The organism is Polymorphospora sp. NPDC051019 (assembly GCF_040683055.1).
GTDB lineage: Bacteria > Actinomycetota > Actinomycetes > Mycobacteriales > Micromonosporaceae > Polymorphospora > Polymorphospora lycopeni.
In genome coordinates this window covers 782,989-809,546 of the sequence record NZ_JBFBCH010000001.1, presented here as the reverse complement: position 1 = coordinate 809,546, position 26,558 = coordinate 782,989, and the positions used below count along the sequence as shown (strand labels likewise).

26 protein-coding genes are annotated in these 26,558 nt (G+C 73.3%); 11 read left to right on the top strand and 15 right to left on the bottom strand.

Going from position 1 to position 26,558, the window contains the following annotated elements; genetic code table 11:
- Positions 1-26 precede the first annotated feature (26 nt).
- Entirely contained in the window at positions 27-2,189 is a 2,163-nt protein-coding gene (locus tag AB0M79_RS03605) for an elongation factor G-like protein EF-G2 (RefSeq protein ID WP_357539935.1), read from the top strand.
- Positions 2,190-2,805: 616 nt separating this feature from the next.
- Here the strand turns inward: AB0M79_RS03605 and AB0M79_RS03600 are convergent.
- Complete coding sequence (locus AB0M79_RS03600) at positions 2,806-3,288, bottom strand: HIT domain-containing protein (RefSeq protein ID WP_364207622.1); 483 nt, start codon at positions 3,286-3,288, stop codon at positions 2,806-2,808.
- A 110-nt stretch (positions 3,289-3,398) separates the two neighbouring features.
- Positions 3,399-5,465, bottom strand: a complete 2,067-nt coding sequence (gene thrS, locus AB0M79_RS03595; RefSeq protein ID WP_364207415.1) for a threonine--tRNA ligase — start codon at positions 5,463-5,465, stop codon at positions 3,399-3,401.
- Positions 5,466-5,624: 159 nt separating this feature from the next.
- Between thrS and AB0M79_RS03590 the strand changes: the two genes are divergently transcribed.
- Positions 5,625-6,773 carry a class I SAM-dependent methyltransferase gene (locus AB0M79_RS03590; protein WP_364207413.1) on the top strand — a complete coding sequence of 383 codons (1,149 nt, stop codon included), beginning with the start codon at positions 5,625-5,627 and terminating at the stop codon, positions 6,771-6,773.
- Here the strand turns inward: AB0M79_RS03590 and AB0M79_RS03585 are convergent.
- Positions 6,770-7,690: an ADP-ribosylglycohydrolase family protein gene (locus AB0M79_RS03585; protein ID WP_364207411.1), complete on the bottom strand. Its 921-nt coding sequence runs from the start codon at positions 7,688-7,690 to the stop codon at positions 6,770-6,772. The genes AB0M79_RS03590 and AB0M79_RS03585 overlap by 4 nt on opposite strands.
- A gap of 161 nt (positions 7,691-7,851) precedes the next feature.
- Here AB0M79_RS03585 and AB0M79_RS03580 point away from each other — a divergent pair, with 161 nt between their 5' ends.
- The 3 genes from AB0M79_RS03580 (at position 7,852) to AB0M79_RS03570 (ending at position 10,892) form a co-directional block, all read left to right on the top strand.
- Complete coding sequence (locus AB0M79_RS03580; RefSeq protein WP_357517063.1) at positions 7,852-8,541, top strand: response regulator transcription factor; 690 nt, start codon at positions 7,852-7,854, stop codon at positions 8,539-8,541.
- Between the two features lie 50 nt (positions 8,542-8,591).
- Positions 8,592-9,959 carry a HAMP domain-containing sensor histidine kinase gene (locus AB0M79_RS03575; RefSeq protein WP_357539927.1) on the top strand — a complete coding sequence of 456 codons (1,368 nt, stop codon included), beginning with the start codon at positions 8,592-8,594 and terminating at the stop codon, positions 9,957-9,959.
- A 360-nt stretch (positions 9,960-10,319) separates the two neighbouring features.
- Entirely contained in the window at positions 10,320-10,892 is a 573-nt protein-coding gene (locus tag AB0M79_RS03570) for a hypothetical protein (protein ID WP_364207408.1), read from the top strand.
- 50 nt (positions 10,893-10,942) lie between these two features.
- On the opposite strand, the gene AB0M79_RS03565 is transcribed toward AB0M79_RS03570, so the two are convergent.
- On the bottom strand, positions 10,943-11,962 hold the full coding sequence (locus tag AB0M79_RS03565; protein ID WP_364207406.1) for an adenosine deaminase: 1,020 nt from the start codon (positions 11,960-11,962) through the stop codon (positions 10,943-10,945).
- Between the two features lie 31 nt (positions 11,963-11,993).
- A complete protein-coding gene (locus AB0M79_RS03560) occupies positions 11,994-12,779 on the bottom strand; it encodes a trans-aconitate 2-methyltransferase (RefSeq protein WP_364207404.1) in 786 nt (261 codons plus the stop codon).
- Positions 12,780-12,904: 125 nt separating this feature from the next.
- Here AB0M79_RS03560 and AB0M79_RS03555 point away from each other — a divergent pair, with 125 nt between their 5' ends.
- A complete protein-coding gene (locus tag AB0M79_RS03555; protein ID WP_357539919.1) occupies positions 12,905-13,105 on the top strand; it encodes a hypothetical protein in 201 nt (66 codons plus the stop codon).
- A 359-nt stretch (positions 13,106-13,464) separates the two neighbouring features.
- Here AB0M79_RS03555 and AB0M79_RS03550 read toward each other — a convergent pair whose 3' ends face one another.
- From AB0M79_RS03550 to AB0M79_RS03515, 8 genes are all read right to left on the bottom strand, one after another.
- The gene (locus AB0M79_RS03550) at positions 13,465-13,668 is read right to left on the bottom strand and encodes a cold-shock protein (protein ID WP_007075740.1); all 204 of its coding nucleotides are present in this window, start codon (positions 13,666-13,668) and stop codon (positions 13,465-13,467) included.
- Positions 13,669-13,965: 297 nt separating this feature from the next.
- Positions 13,966-14,238 carry a DUF4235 domain-containing protein gene (locus tag AB0M79_RS03545; RefSeq protein ID WP_357544178.1) on the bottom strand — a complete coding sequence of 91 codons (273 nt, stop codon included), beginning with the start codon at positions 14,236-14,238 and terminating at the stop codon, positions 13,966-13,968.
- Positions 14,235-14,546 carry a DUF3618 domain-containing protein gene (locus AB0M79_RS03540; protein WP_357544177.1) on the bottom strand — a complete coding sequence of 104 codons (312 nt, stop codon included), beginning with the start codon at positions 14,544-14,546 and terminating at the stop codon, positions 14,235-14,237. Before AB0M79_RS03540 ends, AB0M79_RS03545 begins: the two co-directional genes overlap by 4 nt.
- A 13-nt stretch (positions 14,547-14,559) precedes the next feature.
- Positions 14,560-15,006, bottom strand: coding sequence for a phage holin family protein (locus AB0M79_RS03535; RefSeq protein WP_364207400.1), 447 nt, complete (start codon positions 15,004-15,006; stop codon positions 14,560-14,562).
- An 85-nt stretch (positions 15,007-15,091) separates the two neighbouring features.
- Positions 15,092-16,180, bottom strand: coding sequence for an S-(hydroxymethyl)mycothiol dehydrogenase (locus AB0M79_RS03530; protein ID WP_364207399.1), 1,089 nt, complete (start codon positions 16,178-16,180; stop codon positions 15,092-15,094).
- 92 nt (positions 16,181-16,272) lie between these two features.
- On the bottom strand, positions 16,273-17,460 hold the full coding sequence (locus AB0M79_RS03525) for a mechanosensitive ion channel domain-containing protein (RefSeq protein ID WP_364207620.1): 1,188 nt from the start codon (positions 17,458-17,460) through the stop codon (positions 16,273-16,275).
- 181 nt (positions 17,461-17,641) lie between these two features.
- Entirely contained in the window at positions 17,642-18,463 is an 822-nt protein-coding gene (locus tag AB0M79_RS03520; RefSeq protein WP_364207397.1) for a DUF1206 domain-containing protein, read from the bottom strand.
- A 78-nt stretch (positions 18,464-18,541) separates the two neighbouring features.
- Positions 18,542-18,892 (bottom strand): hypothetical protein, encoded by a 351-nt coding sequence (locus AB0M79_RS03515; RefSeq protein ID WP_364207395.1) that lies wholly within the window; start codon positions 18,890-18,892, stop codon positions 18,542-18,544.
- 79 nt (positions 18,893-18,971) lie between these two features.
- Between AB0M79_RS03515 and AB0M79_RS03510 the strand changes: the two genes are divergently transcribed.
- Both AB0M79_RS03510 and AB0M79_RS03505 read left to right on the top strand, forming a co-directional pair.
- Positions 18,972-19,268 (top strand): GNAT family N-acetyltransferase, encoded by a 297-nt coding sequence (locus AB0M79_RS03510; protein ID WP_364207393.1) that lies wholly within the window; start codon positions 18,972-18,974, stop codon positions 19,266-19,268.
- Between the two features lie 47 nt (positions 19,269-19,315).
- Positions 19,316-20,392, top strand: coding sequence for a PQQ-dependent sugar dehydrogenase (locus AB0M79_RS03505; RefSeq protein ID WP_364207391.1), 1,077 nt, complete (start codon positions 19,316-19,318; stop codon positions 20,390-20,392).
- A gap of 412 nt (positions 20,393-20,804) precedes the next feature.
- Here AB0M79_RS03505 and AB0M79_RS03500 read toward each other — a convergent pair whose 3' ends face one another.
- Positions 20,805-21,578 carry a hypothetical protein gene (locus AB0M79_RS03500; protein WP_364207390.1) on the bottom strand — a complete coding sequence of 258 codons (774 nt, stop codon included), beginning with the start codon at positions 21,576-21,578 and terminating at the stop codon, positions 20,805-20,807.
- A 64-nt stretch (positions 21,579-21,642) separates the two neighbouring features.
- Complete coding sequence (locus AB0M79_RS03495; RefSeq protein ID WP_357544168.1) at positions 21,643-23,157, bottom strand: glycoside hydrolase family 3 protein; 1,515 nt, start codon at positions 23,155-23,157, stop codon at positions 21,643-21,645.
- Between the two features lie 216 nt (positions 23,158-23,373).
- Here AB0M79_RS03495 and AB0M79_RS03490 point away from each other — a divergent pair, with 216 nt between their 5' ends.
- The 3 genes from AB0M79_RS03490 to AB0M79_RS03480 all read left to right on the top strand — a co-directional run bounded on the left by AB0M79_RS03490 (position 23,374) and on the right by AB0M79_RS03480 (position 26,334).
- A complete protein-coding gene (locus tag AB0M79_RS03490) occupies positions 23,374-23,502 on the top strand; it encodes a hypothetical protein (protein ID WP_364207388.1) in 129 nt (42 codons plus the stop codon).
- A 168-nt stretch (positions 23,503-23,670) separates the two neighbouring features.
- The gene (locus AB0M79_RS03485) at positions 23,671-24,621 is read left to right on the top strand and encodes a TIGR03557 family F420-dependent LLM class oxidoreductase (RefSeq protein ID WP_364207386.1); all 951 of its coding nucleotides are present in this window, start codon (positions 23,671-23,673) and stop codon (positions 24,619-24,621) included.
- A 75-nt stretch (positions 24,622-24,696) separates the two neighbouring features.
- Positions 24,697-26,334 (top strand): ATP-dependent DNA helicase RecQ, encoded by a 1,638-nt coding sequence (locus AB0M79_RS03480; RefSeq protein WP_364207384.1) that lies wholly within the window; start codon positions 24,697-24,699, stop codon positions 26,332-26,334.
- The last annotated feature ends 224 nt before the right edge of the window (positions 26,335-26,558 follow it).

The following is a 26,558-nucleotide window of genomic DNA, read 5'->3' as shown; positions in this document are numbered from 1 at the left end:
CCACCACGTCCCTGGGAGGTGCGCCGATGGCGCAGAAGAACCACGACAAGGCAGGCACCGGCGGTGCGCCGATGGTGGACGAACCCGGCAAAATACGCAACGTGGTGCTGGTAGGCCATTCCGGAGCGGGGAAGACCACCCTGGTCGAGGCGCTGCTCGAGGCGACCGGCACGGTCGGCCGGGCCGGCAGCGTCGCCGACGGCACCACGGTCTGCGACCACGACCCCGCCGCCGTACGCCAGCAGCGCTCCGTCACCCTCGCCTGCGCCCCGCTCACCCACGACGGCGTCAAGGTGAACCTGCTCGACACGCCGGGCTACGCCGACTTCGTCGGCGAGCTGCGCGCCGGCCTGCGGGCCGCCGACGCCGCGCTGTTCGTGGTGTCCGCCGTCGACGGCATGGACGCCGCCACCGCCACCCTGTGGGAGGAGTGCGCCGCCGTCGGCATGCCCCGCGCCGTCGCCGTCACCCGCCTCGACCACGCCCGCGCCGACTTCGACGAGACCGTCGCCCTGTGCCAGCGGGTGTTCGGCGACAACGTGCTGCCGCTCCACCTGCCGATGCTCGGCGACGACGGCGTCTCCACCGTCGGGTTGATGGGCCTGATCAGCCAGCGGGTCTTCGACTACACGCAGGGCCATCCGGCGCAGGTCCGCGACCCCGACCCCGAGCACCTGCCGGCCATCGCCGAGGCCCGCGCCGAACTCATCGAGGGGATCATCGCCGAGAGCGAGGACGAAACCCTCATGGACCGCTACCTGGGCGGCGAGACGATCGAGTCCGGCATCCTCGTCGAAGACCTGGAGAAGGCGGTCGCCCGCGGCCACTTCTACCCGGTCGTACCGGTCTGCGCCCCGACCGGGGTCGGCCTCGACGTACTGCTCGAACTTCTCACCGCGGCGTTCCCGACCCCGCTCGAACACGACCTGCCGGTGGTCACCGGGATCGACGGCTCACCCCGGCCGCCGCTGACCTGCGACCCGGACGGACCGCTGGTCGCCGAGGTGGTCCGTACCGCGATCGACCGGCACGTCGGCCGGGTGTCGCTGGTCCGGGTCTTCTCCGGCACCCTGCGGCCCGAACAGACCGTGCACGTCTCCGGGCACGGCCTCGCCAGCCGCGGCCACCCCGACCACGACGCCGACGAGCGCGTCGCGCACGTCTACTCGCCGCTCGGCGCCACCCTGCGCGAGGTGCCGTACTGCGTCGCCGGCGACATCTGCGCGCTCACCAAGTCGGGCAGCGCCGAGACCGGCGACACCGTCTCCGCCCGCGAGGAACCGCTGCTGATCGCCCCCTGGGAGATGCCCGAGCCGCAGCTCCCGATCGCGGTCGTGGCCCGGTCCCGCTCCGACGAGGACGCGCTGGCCCGCAACCTGGCCCGGCTCGTCACCGGCGACCCGACGATGCGGCTGGAACGCAACCCCGAAACCCACCAGCTCGTGCTGTGGTGCATGGGCGAGGCGCACGCCGAGGTGGTCCTCGACCGGCTGCGCGCCGGCGGCGTCGAACTGGACACCGAACCGGTCCGGGTCGCGCTGCGCGAGACGTTCGCCGCCGCCTCGAAGGGCCACGGCCGGCACGTCAAGCAGTCCGGCGGCCACGGCCAGTACGCCGTCTGCGACATCGAGGTCGAGCCGCTGCCGACCGGTGCCGGCTTCGAGTTCCACGAACGCGTCGTCGGCGGCGCCGTACCGCACAACTACATCCCGTCGGTGGAGAAGGGCGTACGTGCCCAGCTCGAACGCGGCCTGCTCAGCGGCCACCCGGTCGTCGACGTACGGGTGACCCTGACCGACGGCAAGGCGCACAGCGTCGACTCGTCGGACGCGGCGTTCCAGGCGGCGGGCGCGCTGGCCCTGCGGGAGGCCGCCGAGAAGGGTCAGATCAACCTGCTGGAGCCGGTCGACGAGGTGACGGTCCGGGTGCCGGACGGCTACGTCGGCTCGGTCATGAGCGACATGTCGGGGCGGCGCGGCCGGGTGCTGGGCACCGAGCCGGACAGTGCCGGCGGCGCCACCCTGGTACGCGCCGAGGTCCCGGCGACCGAACTGGTCCGGTACGCCGTCGAGCTGCGCTCGATGACGTCGGGCGCGGGCACGTTCCGGCGCGCGTTCGCCCGCTACGAGCCCGTCCCGTCCCACCTGACCGACGGGCTACGCACCGCCCACCCCGGCCCGACGTCCTGACCCGTCCCCCACCCCGCCCCGGGGCGGTGGAGGGCACCGCGCCACGGTCCCCGGGGCCGTGGCGGGCGCCACGCCCGCCGCCCCGGCGCCGGCGTGGGCGCCCACCCGCGTGGGTGCGCGCTGATCAAGGAGAAGTTGCGCGACAAAAGCGGCAGGACGGGCACACGTACTCCATGATCGCGGCGGCAAGCCGCGCCGACACCGCCGCGCGCACCGATCTGGCGCTCGCGGAGGGCTGTCGGGGCGGCTACGGGCTTCGACGGCCGAACCGCACAGCGTGGTCGACGCCCCTCGTCGACCGACGCCCCTCTACGGCGGCGAACCGTCGCGACCGACGGCCCTCGTCGACCGACAGCCCTCCTCGACCGACGGCCCCTCCGCGGCGGCGAACCGTCGCGATCGAGGAGAAAGTCGCCCTCACCCCGCGATCGAGGAGAAGGCGTGCCCGTTCCGCGACATTTGTCGCGCAACTTCTCCTTGATCAGCGCTCCGGCGGGGGTTTGTCCTTGATCAGCGCGTCGGCATGAGCCCCGATCGGCGCGGCGGTGCGAGCGCCGATCAGCACGCTGGCGTGGGCACCAGCGCGCCCACGCGAGTCGCTTCACCCACGGCGCGGTCAGCGGGGGTTGGTGGGCCAGGCGGCGGCGAGCAGGCCGCGGGTGTCGGTCAGCAGCTGCGGCAGGACCTTGGTGCGGGCGACCACCGGCATGAAGTTGGCGTCGCCGCCCCACCTCGGCACCACGTGCTGGTGCAGGTGGGCGGCGATGCCGGCACCGGCCACGCCGCCCTGGTTCATCCCGAGGTTGAACCCGTGTGCGCTGCTCACCTGCCGGATCACCCGCATCGCCGTCTGGGTGTAGACCGCCAGTTCGCCGGTCTCGGCGGGATCCAGGTCGGTGTAGTCCGCGACGTGCCGGTAGGGGCAGACGAGCAGGTGCCCCGGGTTGTACGGGTAGAGGTTGAGGACCACGTACACCGTCTCGCCGCGGGCGACGACGAGGCTGTCGTCGCCGGTCTGCGCCGGTGCCCGGCAGAACGGGCAGCCGGACGGCTTCTCATAGCCGCCCTCCGGCCGGTCCTGGCCGGAGATGTACGTCATCCGGTGCGGGGTCCAGAGCCGGTCCAGCCCGTCCGGCGTGCCGGTGGTCGCCGGCTCGACGGGCGGGCCGGCCGGGAGGTCGGGCGGGCCGATCTCGTCGCCGGCCACGCTCACGGCGCGGCCGGCGCGGCCGGTGCGGCCGGGTCCACCGCGGCCGCCGGGACGGCGGGGGCGCTCGGACCGGTGTTCGTACGGGACCGGACCACCTCGACGACGTGGGCGACCGCCTCGGCGAGCGGTACGCCGTTGCGCTGCGACCCGTCCCGGTAGCGGAACGACACGGTGCCCCCGGCCACGTCGTCGTCGCCGGCGATGGCCATGAACGGGATCTTCTGCTGCTGCGCGGTACGGATCTTCTTCTGCATCCGGTCGGTGGAGCTGTCGACCTCGGCGCGGATGCCCTCGGCGCGCAGCGCGGCGACGAATCCGGCCAGGTATTCGGCGTGGTCGTCGCGGATCGGGATGCCGACCACCTGCACCGGGGCGAGCCAGGCCGGGAACGCGCCGGCGTAGTGCTCGGTGAGCACACCGAAGAACCGCTCGATCGACCCGAACAGCGCCCGGTGGATCATGATCGGCCGCTGCCGGCTGCCGTCACCGGCCTGGTATTCCAGGTCGAAGCGCTGCGGCAACTGGAAGTCGACCTGGATCGTCGACATCTGCCAGGTGCGACCGATGGCGTCCTTGGCCTGCACCGAGATCTTCGGCCCGTAGAAGGCGGCACCGCCCGGGTCGGGCACCAGGTCGAGGCCGGACTCCTCGGCCGCCGACCGCAACGCCTCGGTCGCCTCGGCCCAGTCCTCGTCGGAGCCGACCGACTTCTCGGGGTTGCGGGTCGACAGTTCGAGGTAGAAGTCGTCGAGGCCGTAGTCGCGCAGCAGGTCGAGGACGAACCGCAGCAGCGACTTCAGCTCGCCGCCCATCTGCTCCCGGGTGCAGTAGATGTGCGCGTCGTCCTGGGTCATGCCGCGGACCCGGGTCAGGCCGTGCACGACGCCGGACTTCTCGAAGCGGTAGACGGTGCCGAACTCGAACAGCCGCAGCGGCAGCTCGCGGTAGGACCGGCCGCGGGCCCGGTAGATCAGGTTGTGGAACGGGCAGTTCATCGGCTTGAGGTAGTAGTCGGCGCCCTCGACCTGCATGGGCGGGTACATGCCGTCGGCGTACCACTGCAGGTGGCCGGAGGTCTCGAAGAGGTGGCCCTTGGTCACGTGCGGGGTGTTGACGAACTCGTAGCCGGCCTGCTCGTGCCGCTGCCGCGAGTAGTTCTCCAGCTCGCGCCGGATGATGCCGCCCTTGGGGTGGAAGACGGCCAGTCCGGAGCCGATCTCCTCGGGGAAGCTGAACAGGTCCAGGTCGGCGCCGAGCTTGCGGTGGTCGCGGCGGGCCGCCTCCTCCAGCAGCTTCAGGTACGCCTTCAGCGCGTCCCGGGTCGGCCAGGCGGTGCCGTAGACCCGCTGGAGCTGCGGGTTCTTCTCCGAGCCGCGCCAGTAGGCGGCGGCCGAACGCATCAGCCGGAACGCGCCGATCAGCCGGGTGTTCGGCAGGTGCGGGCCCCGGCACAGGTCGGACCAGCAGACCTTGCCACTGTCGGCGTCGAGGTTGTCGTAGATGGTCAGCTCGCCGGCGCCGACCTCCATCACCTCGCCCGCGTCGTAGCCGGCGTCGCCGGCCTGGCCCTTGACGTCGACCAGTTCCAGCTTGAACGGCTCGTCGGCGAGTTCGGCGCGGGCCTCGTCGAGGCTGTCGAAGCGCCGCCGCCGGAACCGCTGCCCCGACTTGACGATCTCCTGCATCCGCTTCTCGAGCTTGGCGAGGTCGTCGGGCTGGAACGGCTTGGCGACGCTGAAGTCGTAGTAGAAGCCGTTGTCGATCGGCGGGCCGATGCCGAGCTTCGCCTCGGGGAAGATGTCCTGCACCGCCTGGGCCAGCACGTGCGCGGTCGAGTGCCGCAGCACGTTCAGGCCGTCGGGCTCGTCGATCGCGACCGGGGTGACGGTGGCGTCGGCGGGCGGGGTCCAGTCGAGGTCGCGGAGCTGGCCGTCGGCGTCGCGGACCACGACGACCGCCTTCGGGCCGGCTGTCGGCAGGCCGGCCGCGGCCACCGCGTCGGCCGCCGTCGTACCGGCCGGGACGACGACGGGGTCGGCCACGACAGGGGTACGGGATGCGGACACGGACGGCTCCTTCGGTCGTACGCGGGGCGCCGCGTCGGTGGGGCTGCGGCACGTTCGGCGTGTGCGGGTCGGCTGACCCGGTGGCCCGGGCCGACTAGATGTTATCGGTCCCGGTGTCTTCGCCCGCCGGGGACGCGGTGCCGGCGTTACATTGGCGCCGTGACACCCGCGGACGTGCTCACCGCGCTCGGGCGCAGGTACCAGACGTTCTTCGCCACGCGACCGGCGGTGCCGTTCGCCGTGGCTCCGGCCGGCGGGCCGGCGCACACCTTCGGCGCCGGCGACCCGCTCTTCACCATCGTCGTCACCGACGACCGGGGCGCGAGGGCGCTCGCCGGTCTCGACCAGTTCGGCGTCGCCGTCGCCTACCTCCAGGGCTGGCTCGACGTCGAGGGCGACCTCGCGGCGGCGCTGCGGATGCGCGCCTTCTTCAGCGACTTCCACCCGCTGGCGTATCTGTCCCGGTTCACCCCGGGGGCGCTGCTGCGCGGCCGGCGCGAGGACGACCGGCGGGCCATCTCCGCCCACTACGACGAGGACAGCGAGTTCTTCCTGACCTTCCTCGACCGCCGGCACCGCTGCTACACCGAGGGGGTCTTCGCCGCCGACGACGAGCCGCTCGAGGACGCGATGACCCGCAAGATGGACCTCGCCCTGGACGTGATCGGGGTCAAGCCCGGCGACCGGGTGCTGGAGGTCGGCGGCGGCTGGGGGGCGTTCGCCGAGCATGCCGCCCGGCACGGCGTCGACGTGACCACCACCACCCTGTCGCGCGAGTCGGAGCGCTTCCTGACCGGGTTCTTCGAGCGGGAGCGGCTGCCGGTACGGGTCGTCCGCCAGCACATCTACGCCTTCCGCGACGAGCGGCCGTACGACGCGATCGTCAACATGGGGGTCACCGAGCACCTGCCGGACTACCGGGCCACGCTGCGCAAGTACGCCGAACTGCTGCGTCCCGGCGGCCGGGTCTACCTCGACGCGCTGGCGATGCGCCGCAAGCACGTCGCGTCGACGTTCATGAAGCGCTACATCTATCCGGGCAACTCGGCGCCGCTGCTGCTGCACCAGTACCTGCGGCACGTGGCACGTTCGCCGTTCGAGCTGCTGCGGGTCGAGGACGACCGGCACAACTACTACCTGACCTGCCGGGAGTGGGGCCGGCGGCTCGACGCCGCCCGCGACGAGATCGTGGCCCGCTGGGGCGAGCCGCTCTACCGCCGGTTCCGGCTGTTCCTGTGGGGTTCGGCGGCCGGCTTCGACACCGGCATGGTGCAGGCGTACCGGTGGGTGCTGCGGCTGCCCGGCTAGCCGACCCAGTCCGGCAGCGGTTCGCGGGCGGCGAGCCAGGCGTCGGGCACCCCGCCGGGCGTACCGACCCCGGTGTGCGCGGCGACGATCCCGCCGGCGATCGCGGCCGTGGTGTCGACGTCGCCGCCGGCCTCGACGCAGGCGCGCACGGCCGCCGGATAGTCGTCGAGGTGGCGGGCCGCCACCCACACCGTGAACGGCACCGTGTCGCCGGCGGTCACCCGCGACCCGTTGCCCAGCTCGTACGCGGCCTCGGCGACCGGCCGGCCGACCAGCGTGCCGGCCCGGTCGAGGCCCTGCCGGACCGGGCTGGCCCGGTCGACGGCGGCGGCGACGGCGGCGACGAGGTCCGTGGCGGACGGCCGCCGGCCGTCCAGCCGGGCCCGCGCGGCCAGCGCCGCGGCGACCGCCACCGCGACCGCGCCGGCGATGCCGTCGGGGTGGGCGTGGGTCACCTCGGCCGACGCGGCCGCCTGGGCCGCCGTCTCGGTCACCGAGTCGGCGAAGTACGCCCCGAGCGGCGCGACCCGCATCGCGGCGCCGTTGCCGAGCGAGCCCTGCCCGTCGAAGGCGGTGGCGGCGGCGACCGGCCACGGCGTGCCGCCGCGGATCAGCCGCAGGACGGTGAACGCGCCGGGTCCGTACCCGCGGTTGGGCTCGCAGCGGTCGGCGAACGCGGCGGCCAGCGCGTCCCGGTCGACCCGGCCGGCGCGGACCAGTTCGGCGAAGACCGAGCAGGCCATCTCGGTGTCGTCGGTCCACTCCCAGACCGGATCGGGCAGCCGGCCGGCGGCGAGGTCGGCCGGCCGCCGGCCGGGTACGTAGAACTGCGCGCCCAGGGCGTCGCCGACCGACAGCCCGGCCAGGCTGTCGCGGGCCAGCGCGGTGCGGGCCTGCGCGTAGAGGGTGAATGGCATGGCCCGCGCATCATGCCGCCCGGCGACCGCCGGCGCAACGCCCTGTTTCACCGCGGCGGTAGCGTCGGCGCAACGCGCGGACCGCGCCGACTTGCCACGGGCAGCACCGTCGGCGCAACGCGCGGACCGCGCCGACTTGCCACGGGCAGTACCGTCATCTCGTGGCCACGGTCCTGCTGGTTGAAGACGACCACGTCATTCGCGGCGCGATGCTGCGCTCCCTGGCCGACCGGGGGCACGCGGTGCACGCGGTCGGCACGGCGCTCGACGCCCTGCGCCGGGTCGCCGCCGAGACCCCGGACCTGGTCGTCCTCGATCTCGGCCTGCCCGACCTGGACGGCTCCGACGCGCTGCGGATGCTGCGCGGCATCACCGACGTGCCGATCATCATCGCCACCGCCCGTGACGACGAGCAGGCGATCGTCCGGTTGCTGCGGGCCGGCGCCGACGACTACATGATCAAGCCGTTCACCGGGGCGCACCTCGACGCCCGGATCACCACCGTGCTGCGCCGGGCCGGCCGGGCCAGCCGCACGGTGCAGCCGGCCGTGCACGAGGTCGGCGGGTTGCGGGTCGACGTCGGCGAGCGCAGCGCGTCCCTCGACGGGGTGCCGCTCGCGCTCACCCGCAAGGAGTTCGACCTGCTGGCCTATCTCGCCGCCCGCCCGGGACGGGTAGTCTCCCGCCGGGAACTGTTGGAGGAGGTATGGCGGCAGCCGTCGGTCGGCGAGGACCAGACAATCGACGTTCACCTGTACTGGCTCCGTCGCAAACTGGGCGAGTCCGCGGCGAAGCCGCGTTACCTGCGCACCGTGCGGGGGGTCGGCTTCCGGCTGGTTCCACCGGACTGAGGCTGGCGCTGGCCTACCTCACGGCGGCCACCACCGGCATCGTCGCGCTGGTGTTCCTCATCCCGCTCGGGCTCACCCTGCAGGCGGAGACCCGCGACGAGGCGCTCGCCGAGGCGGCCCGGCGCAGCGCGGTGGTCGCCGGGGCGCTCGCGGTCACCACCGACCCCGACACGGTCCGGCAGGCGATCGCCTCGACCGGTGGTGACCCGGCCGACCAGCCGGTCGTGCACGGCCTCGACACCGGTGGCACCCCGCGGGCCGGCGCGCCGGACGTGGCGCGGGCCGGCGAGGGCGGGCCGGTCGTCGTCGACGTACCCGGCGGGGTGGTGCGGCTGGAGCGGGCCACCGCCGGCGACCAGATCATGGTCGTCGAGGTCTTCGTCGCGGAGTCGGCGCTCTCGGCGGGCTCGACCGGCACCTGGCTGACGCTGGCGGCGCTGGCCGTCGGGCTGGTGGTCGCCTCGGTCGTCGTCGTCGACCGGATCGCCGCCCGGGCCGTCGGGTCGGCGCGCGGCCTGGTCCAGGCCGCGCTCGCCGTCGGCGGCGGCGACCTCGGCGTACGCGTCGAGCCGAGCGGGCCGCGCGAGCTGGCCGAGGCCGGCTACGCCTTCAACCGGATGGCCGACCGGCTGGTCGCCTCCCGCACCGACGAACGCGAACTCGTCGCCGACCTGTCGCACCGGCTGCGTACGCCGCTGACCGTGCTGCGCCTGGACGCCGACGCGCTGGACTCCGACGACACCAGCGTCGGCTCGTTCAGCGACGCCGAACTCGACCGGCGGCGCACCATCCGCCGGATCCGGCAGGCGATCGTCACCCTGGAGGGCGAGATCGACGTACTGATCAACACGGCCCGCAAGACGGTGCAGCAGGAGACCGAGCCGGACCTGTGCGACATCAGCGAGGTGGTCCGCGACCGGATGGTCTTCTGGGCGGCCCTGGCCGGCGACCAGAACCGCCCGCACCGGGTCACCGGCGCGCAGTTGCGGATCCCGGTCGCGGTGCCCCGGGCCGAGTTCGCCGCGGCGCTCGACGCGGTCCTCGGCAACGTCTTCCGCTACACCCCGCAGGGGACCGCGTTCGAGGTCGCGGTGTCGCGCCGGGACGGCTACGTCGCGGTACGCGTCGACGACGCCGGCCCCGGCATCGCCGACCCGGACAAGGCGTTGCGGCGCGGCACCAGCGGGCGCGGCTCCACCGGGCTCGGCCTCGACATCGCCCGCCGGGTGGCGCAGCAGGCCGGCGGTTCGGTGAGCCTGGACCGGGCCCGGCTGGGCGGGGCCAGTGTCGTGATGCTGCTGGCCGACGCCGAGGCGAAGCCCCGGCAGGTCAACCGGTTCGGGCTGGTCGGCCGGCTGGCCCGGGAACGCGACCAGTCGGGGCGCCGGTGGCCGCGCCAGCGTCGCGGCGACGGTTGACCGGCCGGGACCGACCGCACGGCAGGCGGAACCGACGCCGGAAACCTGTCGGCCGACGCAAGTCTTCCTTAGGTCTGTTTTAACGGTGTTCCATCGTGGCCACTCCCGGTGCCAGCATCGGAGTCGATCCACTCCAGATGTTCCCCGGACCACCCCACCCGCATCCGGGTCCGTTGGAACGTCGCGCGCGGCGGGCCGGTCCCCCCAACTCCGGACCCGCCGCGCGCACACCAACTCTGGGTTGACGAGGCGGATGTCATGCCGGCAGAGCGACCGGTTCCCGGGAACCACCCCACACATCGACCGGGCGGGATACCCTCGACCTGTCCGACGTCGGCGCCACCCGTTCGAGGTGAGTCCATGCCCGACACGCGCAGCCTCTCACCGGCCCGGCTGGCCCGCTGGATCACGATCGTCACCGCCTCGATCATCGCGACGCTGGCCTGTTGGCAGGACCCCGGATATGCCCGCGACGAGCTACGGCTGACGATCGCCCATGACGGCCGGGGCACCGTACGGCTCGATGTCGCCCGGGCCGGCGGCGGCTTGCCCGACGGCGAGGTCGCCGCGACCGTACGGGCCCGCGGGTTCGCCGGCGGCACCGTCGACCCGCGGCCGATGCGGGCCACCTCGGCGGGCTCGCTGGTGCTCGACGGCACCCTGCCGCCGGGGCGGTGGACCGTCGACATCGACGTCACGGTGGACGGTGCCCCGTCCCCGGACGGCTCGTGCGCCGCCACGCTGACCGTCGGCCCGGACGAGCCGGCGGAGTCGGTCGTCTGCGCGCCGCTGGTCACCACGCCGGCCGGGGTGCCCGACGGGCGCGGCCTGGCGGACAGCCGACCGCTGGCGATCACCGCCGGGGCGGTCGGCCTGCTGTTCGCCGCGGTGATGGGTGGCGCGCTGCTGCGCCGCCGGGCCGCCGGCCACTGAGCCGCGGCCGGCCCGTCGGGGCCGGCGGCACCGGGCAGGCGCCACCGGTGTCAGTTCGCGGCGGCGTACGCGTCGATCTCGGCGATCAGCCGGGCCTGGGCGGGTGCCGGCAGGAACGACGCCGTGACGGCGGCACGGGCCAGGTCCGCGACGCCGTCGGGGCCGTAGCCGAGCAGCCGCGCCGCGACCGCGTACTCGTCGTTGAGGGTGGTGCCGAACATCGGCGGGTCGTCGGAGTTGATGGTCACCGGCACCCCGGCGTCGACCAGCGCCCGCAGCGGGTGCTCGTCGAGCGAGGCGACGGCCCGGGTCCGCAGGTTGGAGGTCGGGCAGACCTCCAACGGGATCCGGTGCTCGGCCAGGTGGGCGAGCAGGGCGGGGTCGCCGGCGGCCGAGATGCCGTGCCCGATCCGTTCCGCGCCCAGCTCGCGCAGGGCGTCCCAGATCGTCTCCGGTCCGGTGGTCTCGCCGGCGTGCGGCACCGACCGCAGCCCGGCCGCCCGCGCCCGGTCGAAGTACGGCTTGAACTGCGGCCGGGGTACACCGATCTCGGGACCGCCCAGCCCGAAGCTGATCAGCCCGTCCGGCCGCTCCTCGAGGGCGATCCGCAGGGTCTCCTCCGCCGCCGGCAGGCCCGCCTCGCCGGGGATGTCGAAGCACCAGCGCAGCACGATGTCGAGTTCGGCCTCGGCGTGCCTGCGGGCGTCCTCGATCGCCTCGCAGAACGCCGGGGCGGGGATGCCACGGCTCACGTGCGAGTACGGCGTGATCGTCAGCTCGGCGTAGCGGACCTGCTGGCGGGCCAGTTCCCGGGCCACCTCGTAGGTCAGGATGCGGACGTCCTCCGGGTCGCGGATGAGATCGACGACGTTCAGGTAGATCTCGATGAAGTGGGCGAAGTCGCGGAAGACGAAGTATTCGGCGAGCGCCGCCGGATCGGCCGGCACCGGGGTGCGGCCCTCGTGCCGGGCGGCCAGCTCGGCCACGATCCGCGGTGACGCCGAACCGACGTGGTGCACGTGCAGTTCGGCCTTCGGCAGTCCGGCGATGAAGGTGGCCAGGTCGGTCACGGTGCTCCTCGTTTCAGGGGGACGCCGGCGGTCAGCCGCCGACGCCGGTACGGGCGACGACGAAGATCCGGTGGAACGGGAAGTAGACGAGGCTATCGCGGGCCGGGTAGGCGGCTTCGAGGCGTACGGCCAGTTGCCGCCGGAAGGCGGCGAACGCCTCGTCGTCGAGCGCGGCCCGGACCGGCCGCAGCGCCGTACCGTCCATCCAGCGCAGGACCGGATGGTCGGCGCCCGGCTCGGCCGGCAGCAGGTGCACGTACGTGGTCTCCCAGGCGTCGACGGCACACCCGGCCGCGGTCAGCAGCGTGGCGTAGCCGGCCGCGTCACGTACCGGCGACTCGCGCAGCAGGCCGGCCAGCGGCGCCCACGCCGGCTCGGCGGCCAGCTCGCGCAGCGCCCGGTGGGACGGCGCGCCGAAGTTGCCGGGCACCTGCACGGCGATGACGGCACCGGCCGGCAGCTCGCCGGCCCAGCGGGTCAGCAGTTCCTCGTGGCCGGGCACCCACTGCAGGGCGGCGTTGGAGACCAGTACGTCGACGTCGGGGGCCGGTCGCCAGTCCCGTACGTCGCCGAGCCCGAAGTCGACGCCCGGAACCTCGCGGCGGGCCCGCTCCACCATCTCCGGCGCCGAGTCGATCCCCTCGACCCGGGCGTTCGGCCACCGGGCGGCCAGCGTCGCGGTCAGGTTGCCGGGTCCGCAGCCGAGGTCGACGACCGCCCTCGGCCGGTCGGCGTCGATCCGGGCGACCAGGTCGAGGAACGGCCTGGCCCGCTCGTCGCCGTAGCGGAGGTACGTCGTCGGATCCCAGGTGGTCATTCCCGAACCGTACGCCGGCCCCGCGACCGGGCCGGGTACCGCCACCCGGTCGCGCCGGCCGGCCGGCCCGCCGGTCATCTAGGCTGGGGCGGCCGGTCACCGTGGCCGGAAGATGGAGGCGTGACGTGAAGGGCTGGCTACCCCTGGCGCTCGGTCTGTTCGGGGTCGCCGTCGGCATCCTGTGGACACTCGAGGGCCTGGGCGAGATCAGCGGCAGCGTGATGTCCGGCAGCGCGGTGTGGGCGGTCGTCGGCCCGGTCGTCGCCGTGGCCGGTCTCGCCGCGATCGTCCTCGGTCTGCGCGCCCGCGGCAACCGCCCCTCCTGATCGAGGCCGGGTCGGCGCCTCCCCCACGGTTCCGGCCGGGCATCCGCGGGGCACGTCCGCGAACCGGCCCGTACCGCTTCCGGACATAGACGTTCCGGATCACGCGGCCGTGGTGGTCGGGGCCGGCGGCGACGGATCACAAGCGATCATGCACTAACACCCGGATCAATCCGATAAGACTGATTTACGGGGCATCGCCGACAAGAACGGGTGTCCGCCGGCACGGTTGACGCGTGCCCATCGCGGGGCGGTACGCCGGACGACGAGAAGCCCCGCACGCCGGAACGGCGATGCGGGGCTCGACGCTGATCCCATCAGGGATCGAGTTCGTGGCCGGTGCGACCGCCGGCCACAGCTGATCAGATGGGACGGACCTGCTCAGCCTGCGGGCCCTTCTGGCCCTGGGCGATCTCGAACTCCACCCGCTGGTTCTCCTCCAGCGTGCGGTAGCCGCTGGTCTGGATCGCCGAGAAGTGGACGAACACGTCAGCACCCCCGCCGTCGACGGTGATGAAGCCGAAGCCCTTGTCTGCGTTGAACCACTTCACGGTTCCCTGCGCCATGTGTATCTCCTTCTGAAACTGCGGCCGAGCACGCCGTGCGGCCGGTTGGCCGTTTTCGAGCAGCGGCGCTTGAGTCGGCCCCCACGAAGGAGGACTTCTCACCCCCGCCGTCTTCCAACAGCGGGGAACAGCAAACCACGTACGCAAAAACTTCGCACAGCCTACCTGACGATTTTCTCCGAGATGAGCCCTGCGGTGGCCCGATTTTCCGTCTCGTCGCGGCGTGTCGCGACACGCCACGACGGGCGACTCCGGTCGCGCAGGCAGACCGGCCGACGCCCGTCGACAACCACCCCGTCAGCCCGGCCAGTGGCCGGTCAGCCTCCGTACGCCGGTCGCCCCGCCGCGGTCGACGGCGGCCTTCACGACCGCGAAGATGGCTCCCTGGATGGCCGCGGCGATCAGGATCTCACCCCAGCCACGGTCCTCGTCGGTCGCGCTCGGTGCGTCGTCCTCGCTGTCGATGAGCTTCCACACCTGCCGGAACGCGGCACCGGCGAGCATGCCGGCCGCCGCGCCGAGCACGAGCCCCACCGGCCGGTAGGCCAGCTTGTTCACGCCCTTGCTCACCGGCGCCTCCCCTGGACCACGATGAGCACGACGACCGCCGCCAGGGCGCCTACGGCGACCGCCGCCCAGGGCACCGGGTGGCGCCGGGCCGACTCGCCCGCGTCGTGCACCGAGCCGCGGACCACCTCGGCGGTGTGCGCGGCCTGTTCACGTACCTTCTGCTTGGTCTGGTTCGCGGAGTCCCTGAGCCGGGCCTTCACGTCGGCCCGGGCCGCCAGGGCCTGGACCGTCTCGCCCAGTTCGGCCCGCGTCTGCTGGATCTCGGCCCGCAGCGCCTGCACGTCGCCGGAGCCGTTGCCTGCTGTCATGCGTCCACCCTCGTCATGCCTGCTTCACACCATTTCCATGTGATTTGACCGCCATGGTGACCGTGTCGACATCGGCACGGACACTGTCGACCGCCCGCTCCGGCACGGGTGGCACCGCCTGCTGGACCTGCTTCTTGCCTACCATCGCCAGGACCCCGGCGGCCGCGAACAGGACCACCGCGACGATGAGCGCCGCCAGCCAGCCGGGCATCACCAGCGCCAGCAGCAGCCCGAACGCGACGAACAGGGCACCCAGGCCGTACAGCGCCAGGGCTCCACCACCGCCGAACAGGCCCGCGCCGACACCGGCGTGCCTGCCCTTCTCGGTGAGTTCGGCGCGGGCCAGCGCCAGCTCGTCGCGGACGAGCCGGGACACCTGCTCGCTCGCGTGCTGGACCAGCTCCGCGGTGGACTGCTCTGAGACCGGTCGCGCGGAGGCGCCGTTCAGGACATCGGCCATGATGCCTCCCGAATGCGGGTTTCGAACCACGTCTTGTCCCGTGGTATGCCCCTCACCCGAGGTGGCCAATCCTTATTCCGGCGGATCAGTCAAACAGCACGACGCTGCGCAGTACGCCACCCTGTTCCATCCGGCCGAACGCCGCCTCCACGTCGTCGATGCCGATCGTCTCGGAGACGAACCGGTCCAGTGGCAGCCGCCCCTGCAGGAACAGGTCGATCAGGGTCGGAAAGTCGCGTTCCGGCAGGCAGTCGCCGTACCAGGAGGACTTGACCGCGCCGCCGCGCCCGAAGACCTCCAGCATCGGCAGTTCCAGCGTCATGTCCGGGGTCGGCACCCCGACGAGTACGACGGTGCCGGCGTGGTCGCGGGCGTAGAACGCCTGGGTGAAGACCTCGGGGCGGCCGACGGCGTCGATCGTGACGTCGGCGCCGTTGCCGCCGGTGAGCGCCCGGATCGCCTCGACCGGGTCCTGTTCACGGGAGTTGACGGTGTGGGTGGCGCCGAACTGGCGGGCCAGCTCCAGCTTGCCGTCGTTGATGTCGACCGCGACGACCGTGGTCGCCCCGGCGAGCACCGCGCCCGCGATCGCCGCGTCGCCGACCCCGCCGCAGCCGAACACCGCGACCGAGTCGCCCCGGCCGACCCCGCCGGTGTTGACCGCGGCGCCGATGCCGGCCATCACCCCGCAGCCGAGCAGGCCGGCGACCGCCGGTGGCGCCGCCGGGTCGACCTTCGTGCACTGGCCGGCCGCGACCAGTGTCTTCTCGGCGAACGCGCCGATGCCCAGGGCCGGCGACAGGGTGGTGCCGTCGGTCAGCGTCATGGGCTGCCGGGCGTTGTGGGTGGCGAAGCAGTACCAGGGCCGGCCGCGCCGGCACGACCGGCACTCGCCGCAGACCGCCCGCCAGTTCAGTACGACGTAGTCGCCGGGGGCGATCCGGGTCACGCCGTCGCCGACGGCCTCGACGATCCCGGCCGCCTCGTGCCCGAGCAGGTACGGGTAGTCGTCGCCGATCCCGCCCTCGCGGTAGTGCAGGTCGGTGTGACACACCCCGCACGCCTGCACCTTCACCAGTGCCTCACCCGGCCCCGGGTCGGGCACGACGACGGTCTCGACGGTCACGGGCGCACCCTTGGCGCGGGCTACTACCCCGCGTACCTCACTCGGCATCGTGGAACCCCTCCGGTCGGCGTTGACGCAGGCTGCCTCCGGTTTACCAGAGTTCCCACCCGCGCGGACAGCCCCGGGCCGCAGGGTCCGGGTCAGCGGGTCGCGTCGACCGGCTCCTCCGGCCCGACGAAGGCGTTGCCGCGCGCGTCGCCGTCGTCGCTGCCGCCGAACACCCGGGCGTCGTCGGGCGCCTCCGCGTCGACCGGCCGCCGCGCCGGCCGGCGCGGCCCGACCCACTGCCAGGGCAGGTCGCCCCCGGCGTCGCCGACCTCGGTACGCATCCGCGGCAGGGCGGTCGGCTGCCGGTCGCGCAGCCAGTTGACCAGCTGCTCGCGGACCAGGCAGCGCAGGTCCCACAGGCTCGGCGCGTCGGCGGCGCTGACCAGGGCGCGCAGCTTGACCACGCCGCCGACGGCGTCGGTCACCTGCAACACGCAGACCCGGCCGTCCCACAGTTCGGTGCCCTCGCAGACGGTGCGCAGTTCCTCGCGCATCGCCTGCACCGGCACCGACCAGTCGACCTCGAACTCGGCGGTGCCGAGCACCGCGGCGCGGGTGCGGGTCCAGTTCTGGAACGGCTTGGTGGTGAAGTACGACGTCGGCAGGATCAGCCGCCGGTCGTCCCAGACCTGCACCACCACGTAGCTCAGGGTCAGCTCCTCGATCCGGCCCCACTCCCCCTCGACCACGACCACGTCGTCGAGGCGTACGGCGTCGCTGAACGCCAGTTGCAGGCCGGCGAACACGTTGCCGAGCAGGCTCTGGGCGGCCAGCGCCGCCACGACGCCGATGACGCCGGCCGACGCCAGCACGCTCGCCCCGACACCGCGCACGCTCGGGAACGTCATCAGGCCGGCACCGACGGCCAGCACCACGATGACCGCGATGGTGACCCGGCGCAGCATGACGATCTGCGTCTTGATCCGGCGGGCCTGGCGGTTGTCGGGCACGTCGACGCGGAACCGGGCCAGCGCGGTGTCCTCGCTGACCAGCAGCAGCGACGCGACGAGCCAGGCGACGGTGCCGATGATGGCCAGGGTGAGCAGGTGCAGGACCGTCTGCCGCCAGGGTTCGCCGGTGGCGTACCCGGTCGAGAACCGCACCCCGAGCGCGACCGCGAGGGTGGTCGCGGCCACCAGGAACGGCCGGTGCGCGTGGTCGGACAACTCGGTCAGCAGCGTGGACCGCCGGCCGAGCCGGCGGACGGCCAGATGGGTCACCTGTACGACGGCGAACGCGACGGTCGCGGCACCGAGCGTGGCCACGACCGTCCAGAACATGGGATGCACTGCGAAGATCCCCCGGAATGTCTCGTCGGGTCCGTGCGATGGGGCGGGGTCCGGGCCTGTGCCCGGATACCGCGCAAAGCGACAAGAATGCCCGATGTGGGCGTACGTCACCAACGTTCGGGACCCGCTCCGGGTGTGAAGCGGGTCCCGATCTGGATCGGCCGGCGCGGGATCAGACCTTGCGGTACCTCGCCTGCACGAAGCAGAAGACACCGAACGCCGCGATGCCGAGCGCCATCAGGGCGAGCAGCACGGTGCCGAACGGCTGCTCCCGCAGCGCGTGCAGGGCGCCGTCCAGGCCGCGCGACCTGTCCGGGTCGTACGTCACCGCGGCGGTGACGATCAGCACACCGGCGACCGCGTACACGGCGCCCTTGGCCGAGTAGCCGGCGACGCCGAGCCGCTGGGTGAGCTTGCGGACCCGGGCACTCATCCGCCCGGTGTTCAGGTGCTTCTCGAAGCGCTTGATGACGCCGTAGACGACCAGCCCGACGCCGACGCCGGCCAGGACCAGCCCGGCGAGACCGACCAGCCACTGACCGCCGGTCGACTCCATCAGCTTGCCGGTCAGCACCTCCTGGCTGTCGGCGCTGGAGGAGTTGGCGTTGCTGAACACCTTGTAGGCCGTCCAGGCGAAGTAGGCGTAGACGACGGTGCGGACCGCGGAGGCGACCCGCTCGACCGTACGCTCGTTGCCGCGGTCCTCGCGGTGCCCGACCGCCGCCTCAAGGGCCTGCCACAGCGCCATCGCGGCCAGCCCGACACAGACGGCGATCACCAGGAACTTGCCCAGCGGCTGCTGGGCCAGCGTACGCAGCGCGCCGGACTGGTCACCGTCGTCGGCCGGACGGCCGAACGCGATCTGGAGAGCCAGCCAGGCGAAGAGAAGATGGACGATCCCGTAGCCGATGAAACCGGCCCGGGCGAGGGCCTCCAGCGCCTTGCTGTTCCTGGCTCTGGAGGCGGTGGCTTCGGCATCGCGGGTCAACGTCATGGGCCTGACATTGACCCGTCCGCATGGTTTCCAAACGTGCCGGGCGGGGCCACCGGAGCGGCCCGCCCGGGAGCGGGGTCAGCGGGAGATCTTGACCGCGATCTCGCTGTCGGTGACCCGGTCCAGGGTGACCTGGAAGCCGGCGACATCGGCCGCCTGCTGCTCGGTGGTCAGCGAGAGCTGCTGACCGGCGACCTCGATGGTCACCAGGTTGCCGTCGACACCGACCAGCTTGGCCTCGACGCCGAAAATGCTGGCGTTGGCCTCCACGCCACGCTGGAACGTGACCGTGCACTGGTCGATACCGCACTGGGTGGAGGCGCCCTCGGAGCTGGAGCTGCAACCGGCGATCACGGCGCCGGCGAGGGCGAGACCGGCGGCGACGGCGGCGATACGGCGGGGACGGAGCGGGGGCATCCTCGAGATCATGACTCAAGCGTACGGGGGCGGCGCTCGCGAACCGCGCGACCGCCGGCCGGCCGGCACCGGGCGGAGATAGGGTCGACGGATGGCGTACCTGATCGAGGACAATCCGGCCCGGCGACGGTTCGAGATCCTGGTCGACGACAACCTCGCCGGCACCGCCCACTACCGGCTGGCACCGGGCCTGGTCGTCTTCACCCACACCGAGATCGACCCCGCCCACCAGGGCAAGGGGGTCGGGAGCGCACTCGCCCGCGGCGCGCTGGACCAGGTACGCCAACGCGGCGAGCGGGTCCAGGCCCCATGCCCGTTCATCGCGTCGTTCATCAGCTCCCACCCCGAATACGCCGACCTCGTCGCCCCGGAGTCCGCCCCGTACTGACCGGGCGCGCCGATCATCGGCGGGCCGGGCGACGTAGGGTCGTACCCGTGGCGAAGCCTGACCGTCCCGGCCGGAGCCGGACCAAACTCGTCGTCGCCGGCGTCGCGGCCGTCGCGCTGCTCGCCGCCCTCGGCGCCGTCGCGGTCTGGCGGGGATGGTTCGCCGACCCGTCTATCGACGACGCGCCCCGCGCCGACCACGGTCCGGTGTCGACGGTCGCCAGCGACCTCGAAGCCCCGTGGGGGCTCGCGTTCCGGCCCGACGGCTCGGCCCTGGTGACCGAACGCGACAGTCGCCGCATCGTCTCCGTCACCCCCGACGGCACGGTGACCGAGGTGGCCCGTGTCGACGAGGCCGTACCGCGCGGCGAAGGCGGCCTGCTCGGCATCGCCCTCGCCGCCGACGGCTGGATCTACGTCTACTACACGGCGCGCGACGACAACCGGATCGCCCGGCTGCGGCCCGGCGGGGAGCCCGAGGCGATCTTCACCGGCATCCCGAAGGCCAACACCCACAACGGCGGCCGGATCGCGTTCGGTCCGGACGGCATGCTCTACGCCACCACCGGCGACGCCGGCGACCGCGGCGCGGCACAGGACCGGGACAGCCTCGCCGGCAAGATCCTGCGGCTGACCCCCGACGGGCAGCCCGCGCCCGGCAACCCGTTCGGCGACTCCCCCGTCTACAGCTACGGCCACCGCAACCCGCAAGGGCTGGGCTGGGACTCCGCCGGCACGCTCTTCGCCGCCGAGTTCGGCCAGAACACGTACGACGAACTCAACCGGATCGAGCCGGGCGGCAACTACGGCTGGCCGGAGGCCGAGGGTGTCTCCGGCGACAGCCGCTTCGTCGACCCGGTCGCCACCTGGGCCACCAACGACGCCTCACCGAGCGGCATCGCCGTGGTCGGTGACGAGGTCTGGGTCGCCTGCCTGCGCGGCCAGCGGCTCTACCGGCTGCGCACCGACGGTTCCGGCGCGCAGACCCTGTTGCAGGGCGAGTACGGCCGGCTGCGCCACGTCGCGGCCGCGCCGGACGGCTCGATGTGGGTGCTGACGTCCAACCGCGACGGTCGCGGCCGCCCCAGCGACACCGACGACCGAATCCTCCGCCTGACCCCGTAACCCGCCCCGCCCACCCGGCTCCGCGCCACCGCCCGGCCTCGTTGATCAAGGGGATGTTCACGCCAAAGTGGACAGGATTCCCGCAACTTCTCCTCGATCGGCGGACGCCACCACCACCGTCGCGCCGATCGAGGGGATGTGGCACGCAAAACGGACGCGTTCGCCCACGATTGCTCCTTGATCAGCGCGGAGGCGACCGGCGCCACGTGCCCCGCCCGCCAACCTCCCGGCCACGCGCCCCGGCCTGCCACGCGCCCCCGGCCTGCCACGCGCCTCCCCCGCTCGCCACGCGCCTCCCCGGTCGCCGATCGAGGGGAGGTTCACGCCAAACCACGACACGAATCGCGCAACAAGTCCTTGATCAACGCGAACGGGGGCGGCGCGCACAGGGACGGCGTGGACGGTAACGGGGTCAGATGGCGTGTTCCGGGGCGGGGAGTTCGGAGAAGGGGAAGCGTTGACCGAACTCGGGCCATGGCACGGTGATGCGCACGGTGTCGGCCCGATCACCGGGGTCGGCGCGCAGCCCGGCCAGCCCGGCGAGGTCGTCGAGCGCCTGCCGGGTCTCCTGCGGCGTCACCCCGGCCAGTCCGGCGACCGCGCCGAAGGTGGTGCCGACCGTACGCCGCCTGGGCCAGCGCCGGCGGGTGCGGACCGCGAGCCGACGTACGGCGATCGCGACCTGGACGGCCCGGTCGTCGCGCTGGGCGAGCCGCTCGAGGTCGGATTCGGGCGGCGACAGCGGCAGCACGTCGAGCGGGTCGCGGTCGAGGTGGGGGCGTACCCAGGGGTCACCGGTGGCGCCGTCGAGGTCGAACAGCCCGAGTCCGGCGAGGCAGGTCAGTAGTTCGGTGACGGTGTGCGGTACGGGAAGGTCCCGGCGCCGGCACATGTCGGCGAAGACGTCGATCCGCGTTTCGCGCAGTGCGAGCACCTGCGCATACCGGGCACGGATCTGGCGTTCGGCGGGCTCGGCGCGGCGTCCGGGACGCCGCGCCGCCCGCCCGATCCAGTCCTCGATGTCGCCGGGGTCGCACCACACCGGATCATCCCAGGGCACCACGGAGTCCCAGGTCGAGCGCGGGAACCGGCCCGGATCGGGGACGACGGTGAGGTAGGCGTGGGCGCAGGGAAGCCACCGGATCCACGAGGGGTTCATCGTGGCCCGCTGCCAGCGGGGGGTCACCGGAGGACCATACTGCGACCGACCGTGCCTGTGGGGGCACCGATGGTGAGCCGAAAACGGCTGCTCAGGAGGTGCCGGCGAGCAGTTCGGCGGCCGCCCGCGCGCCGGCCCGGGTGGCGCCGTACGTCGCGAGATGCGCCTGCCCGGCGACGGTGACCGGTACGCCCATCTCGACCACGATCGCGTCGGGGCGGGCCGCGAGGGCGCGGTCGACGGCGGCGGCCATCCAGGGGTGCCGGTGCAGGTCGCGTACGACGAGCACGAGCGAGCGGCCGGCGGCGTCGGCGAGCAGTGCGGCGGGCGGCTCGGCGCCGGCCGGCAGGTCGGTCTCGTCCAGGCGGGCGGTGGTGGTGCCGGGCAGCAGGTCGGCCAGGGGTGCGCCGACGCCCCACGGGGTCTCGGCGCCGATGGCGATGTTGCGCGGCGGGGCGAACTCGACCACGTGGGCGGGGCCGGCCAGCGGCAGCGGGACGGTGCCGTTGGGCACGGTGACCCGTACGGCCCGGCGGGCGGCGGCCAGGCCGATCGGCGAGCCGTCGGGGCCGTGGGCGGCCCAGGGGGCGAGCCCGGCGCGGCTCTGGACGGTCCAGGCGGCGAGTTCGTCGACCCGCTTGGCGGCCTCGACGAGCCGTTCCTCGGGCAGGGTGCCGTCGACGACGGCGGCGACGATGGCCCGCCGCAGCCGGTCGGCACTGTCCTCGTCGGACAGTTCTCCGCCGATGCAGATGGCGTCGGCGCCGGCGGCGAGGGCGCGTACGGTGCCGGCCTCGAAGCCGTACCGGTCGGTGATGGCCTTCATCTCGATGGCGTCGGTGACGATCACGCCGTGGAAGCCGAGTTCGCCGCGGAGCAGGTCGCTCAGGACGAGGCGGCTGAGGGTGGCCGGGTGCAGCGGGTCGACGGCCGGGACGAGCAGGTGGCCGGTCATGATGGCCTGTACGCCGGCGGCGATGGCGGCCCGGAACGGCGGCAGTTCGCAGGCGTCGAGCCGCTCCCGGGTGGAGCCGATCCGGGGCACGTCGACGTGCGAGTCGACGCTGGTGTCGCCGTGGCCGGGGAAGTGCTTGGCGCAGGCGGCGACCCCGCCGGACTGCAGGCCGGTGATCCAGGCGGCGGTGTGCCGGGCGACGAGTTCCGGTTCGGAGCCGAACGACCGTACGCCGATCACCGGGTTGCCGGGGTTGGAGTTGACGTCGGCGTCCGGGGCGTAGTTGAGGGTGATGCCGGCGGCGGCGAGTTCGGCGCCGATGTCGCGGGCGACGGCCTCGGTCAGGGCCGGGTCGTCGATCGTGCCGAGCGCCAGGTTGCCCGGGCGCGAGCTGCCCCGGCGGGACTCGAACCGGGTGACGTCGCCGGCCTCCTCGTCGATGGCGACGACGACGTCGGGGCGTTCGGCGCGCAGCGCGGCGGTGAGCCGGGCGACCTGCTCGGGGTCCTCGACGTTGCGGGCGAAGAGCGCCACGCCGCCGAGTCCCTCGGCCAGCCAGCGGCGGATCCACGCCGGCGGGGTGGTGCCTTCGAAGCCGGGTTGCAGCACCCGGGCCGCGAGGCGCGGCAGTTCTCCGCTCCGGTCGGTCATCAGGCCCCCGTAGTTCCACAGTAGACGGTCCGCCGGCCCCCACGGCTGCGCGGTAGCTGCCATGTTCACACCCGCTCGGTCTAATAGTCAATAAACCTTTCTATTAATTGGGCCGCCGGCCGACCAGTTTCGGCGCCCCACGCTGGGAGCGCTTCCGTGATCTGCGTCACGACGACGGGGTGGGCGCCGGCCCGGCCGTTGTGCGAAGGTGCGGGGATGACGCGCATCCTCTCCGCCGAGGAGACCCCGTGGTCGGAGATCCCCGGCGTCCAGTTGATCGGCGCGATCCTCGGCATCCTGCTGCTCGTGGCGGCCATCCGCGCCCTCTTCGGCAAGGGCCGCTGACCCCGGGCCGCCGGACCGTCCCGACCCGGCCACTCTGACCCGGCCGCCCGGCACCCGCACCAGCCCGCCCCGGCCGCCCGGACCCGGCCGGCCCGGCGCTTCGGCATGAGGTGAACGCGCCGGGGTACCTCCCGACCGAGGCAATCCCCCGGATCGAGGAGGCTCGTCATGCGAATCGGCTACTTCCTGTCCAGCGAGGAGTACACCCCCGCGGAACTGCTCGACCAGGCCCGGGGCGCCGAACGGGCCGGCTTCGAGGCGCTGTGGATCTCCGACCACTTCCATCCCTGGGTCGACGCGCAGGGGCAGAGCCCGTTCGTCTGGTCGATGATCGGCGCGCTGAGCCAGGTCTGCCGGCTACCGGTGACCACGGCGGTCACCTGCCCGACCGTACGCATCCATCCGGCGGTGATCGCCCAGGCCGCGGCCACCAGCGCGGTGCTCCTGGAAGGCCGCTTCGTGCTCGGCGTCGGCACCGGCGAGGCGCTCAACGAGCACATCTTCGGCGACCCGTGGCCGAGCGCCGGCACCCGGCTGGAGATGCTGGAGGAGGCGGTCGACATCATGCGCCGGATGTGGAAGGGCGGCTTCACCCACCACGACGGCAACCACTACACGGTGGACAACGCCCGGATCTACACGCTGCCCGACCAGCCGCCCCCGGTCTACGTCTCCGCCTTCGGCCCGAAGGCCATCGACCTCGCCGCCCGCATCGGCGACGGGTACGTCAGCACGATGCCGGACGCCGACCTGGTCCGCCGGTTCCGCGACAACGGGGGCGGCGACAAGCCGTGCCAGGGCGGCTTCAAGGCGGCGTACGCGCGGACCGCCGACGAGGGCGCCCAACTGGCGTACGAGCGGTGGCCGAACGCCGGCGTGCCCGGCGAGCTGTCCCAGGTGCTGCCGTCGCCCCGGCACTTCGAGCAGGCCGCCGAACTCGTCACGCCGGACATGGTCCGCGAGGCGTTCGTCTGCGGCGACGACGCGCGCGAACACCTGGAGATGATCGACCGGTACGCCAAGGCCGGCTTCGACGAGGTCTACGTCGCCAACACCGGGCCGCACTACCAGGGCCTGTTCGACCTGTACGCCGAGCGGGTGTTCCCCGCGCTGCGCTGACCGGCGGCGACCGTGCCGGGGTACGGGTGCGGGCGTTGTTTCGCCCGCCCCGGCCCCGGGTACCCACGCTCTCCGATGAAGCTGCCACTGCACTCGACCCGGCTGCGCCGCGTCGCCCGACAGCACTTCGGCTGGCGGTCGCTGCGTCCCGGTCAACTGTCCGCCATGCGGGCCCTCATGAAACGGCGCGACGCCCTCGTCGTGCTCCCCACCGGGGCCGGCAAGTCGGCGGTCTACCAGGTCCCGGCCACCCTGATGGCCGGTCCGACGGTGGTGGTCTCGCCGCTGCTCGCCCTGCAACAGGACCAGATCATCGCGCTGAACGAGCGCGGCGACCCACGGCTGCGGGCGGTACGGGTCAGCTCGGCCGAGACGTCCGGCCAACAGGCCGCCGCGCTGGAGGACCTGCGCGCCGGCCGGGCCCGGTTCCTTTTCATCACGCCCGAACAGCTCAGCCAGCCGGATCGGCTGGCGCAGGTCAAGGCGCTGCGGCCGGCACTGGTCGCGGTCGACGAGGCGCACTGCATCTCGGCGTGGGGGCACGACTTCCGCCCCGACTACCTGGCGCTCGGGCACCTGATCCGCGGGCTCGGCCGACCGCCGGTCGTCGCACTGACCGCGACCGCCTCCCCGCCCGTACGCGACGACATCGTCGACCGGCTCGGCCTGTCCGACCCGCGGACCGTGGTGTCCGGGCTGGACCGGCCCAACTTGTTCCTGGAGGTCGGGCACTGCCCCACCGAGGACTACCGGTGGCGGCGGCTGCTCGCGCTGCTCGACGCCGAGGAGCGGCCCGGTGTGGTCTACATCGCCACCCGGCGGGCGGCCGAGGAACTGGCCGCCCGACTGACGTCGGCCGGTCACCCGGCCGAGCACTACCACGGCGGGATGGCCGCGGGGCCACGTGAGCGGCTGCACGAGGACTTCCTCGCCGACCGGGTGCCGATCATGGTGGCGACGTCGGCGTTCGGCATGGGCATCGACAAGCCCAACATCCGCTGGGTGGCGCACGTGGCCCTGCCCGACTCGCCGGACAGCTACCTGCAGGAGATCGGTCGGGCCGGTCGGGACGGCCGGCCCGCGCGGGCGTTGCTGCTGTGGCGGGCCGAGGACGTCGGCATCCAGCGGTACTTCACCGGCGGCAGCCCGGACGAGGGTGACCTGCGCGACCTGGCGGCGCTGCTGCGCGACGGGCCGGCGACCCGGGCCGAGCTGCGCGAGCGCAGCGGGCTGAGCGCCCGCAAGCTGGGCCAGTTGCTGGCCCTGCTGGAACAGGTCGGGGCGGCCGAGAACCGGGCCGGCAACCGGTTCGCCCGCCCCCGGTACGCCGCCGAACCGGCGCGGGCGGCCCGGGCCGCGCTCGCCGAGGCGGAGCGGCAGCAGACGGTGCAGCGCTCGCGTACGGACATGATGCGCGCCTTCGCCGAGCACCGCGGCTGCCGGGGGCAGACGCTGCTGGCGTACTTCGGCGAGCACATGAAGAAGGTCTGCGGGCACTGCGACAACTGCCACGCCGGCGCCAGCACCGCCGACGACGGCGCGAGCGGGCCGTTCCCGGTGCACAGCACGGTGCGGCACGCCGAGTGGGGCAGCGGCATGGTGCTCGGCTACGAGGACGACCGGATGACGGTGCTGTTCGACGACGTCGGCTACAAGACGCTGTCGGTGCCGGTCGTCAGCGAGCAGGGCCTGCTGGCCCGCGAGGCGGGCTGATCCTGACACCTGCCGGCCCGCCAGGCGGGCTGATCCCGACACCTGCCGGCCCGCCAGGCGGGCTGATCCCGACATACGGGTTGAACTAATCTCACGCAAGGTCCGTCCGCCGTCCGGAAGGGCGGTCCGGTGACCAGACGAATTGGGAGAGCATCGTGACCGAGCGAAGCGAGGGAACCATCAGGCCCGGTGCAAGGCACGGCGGCGCCGAGCGGAGCGAGGTG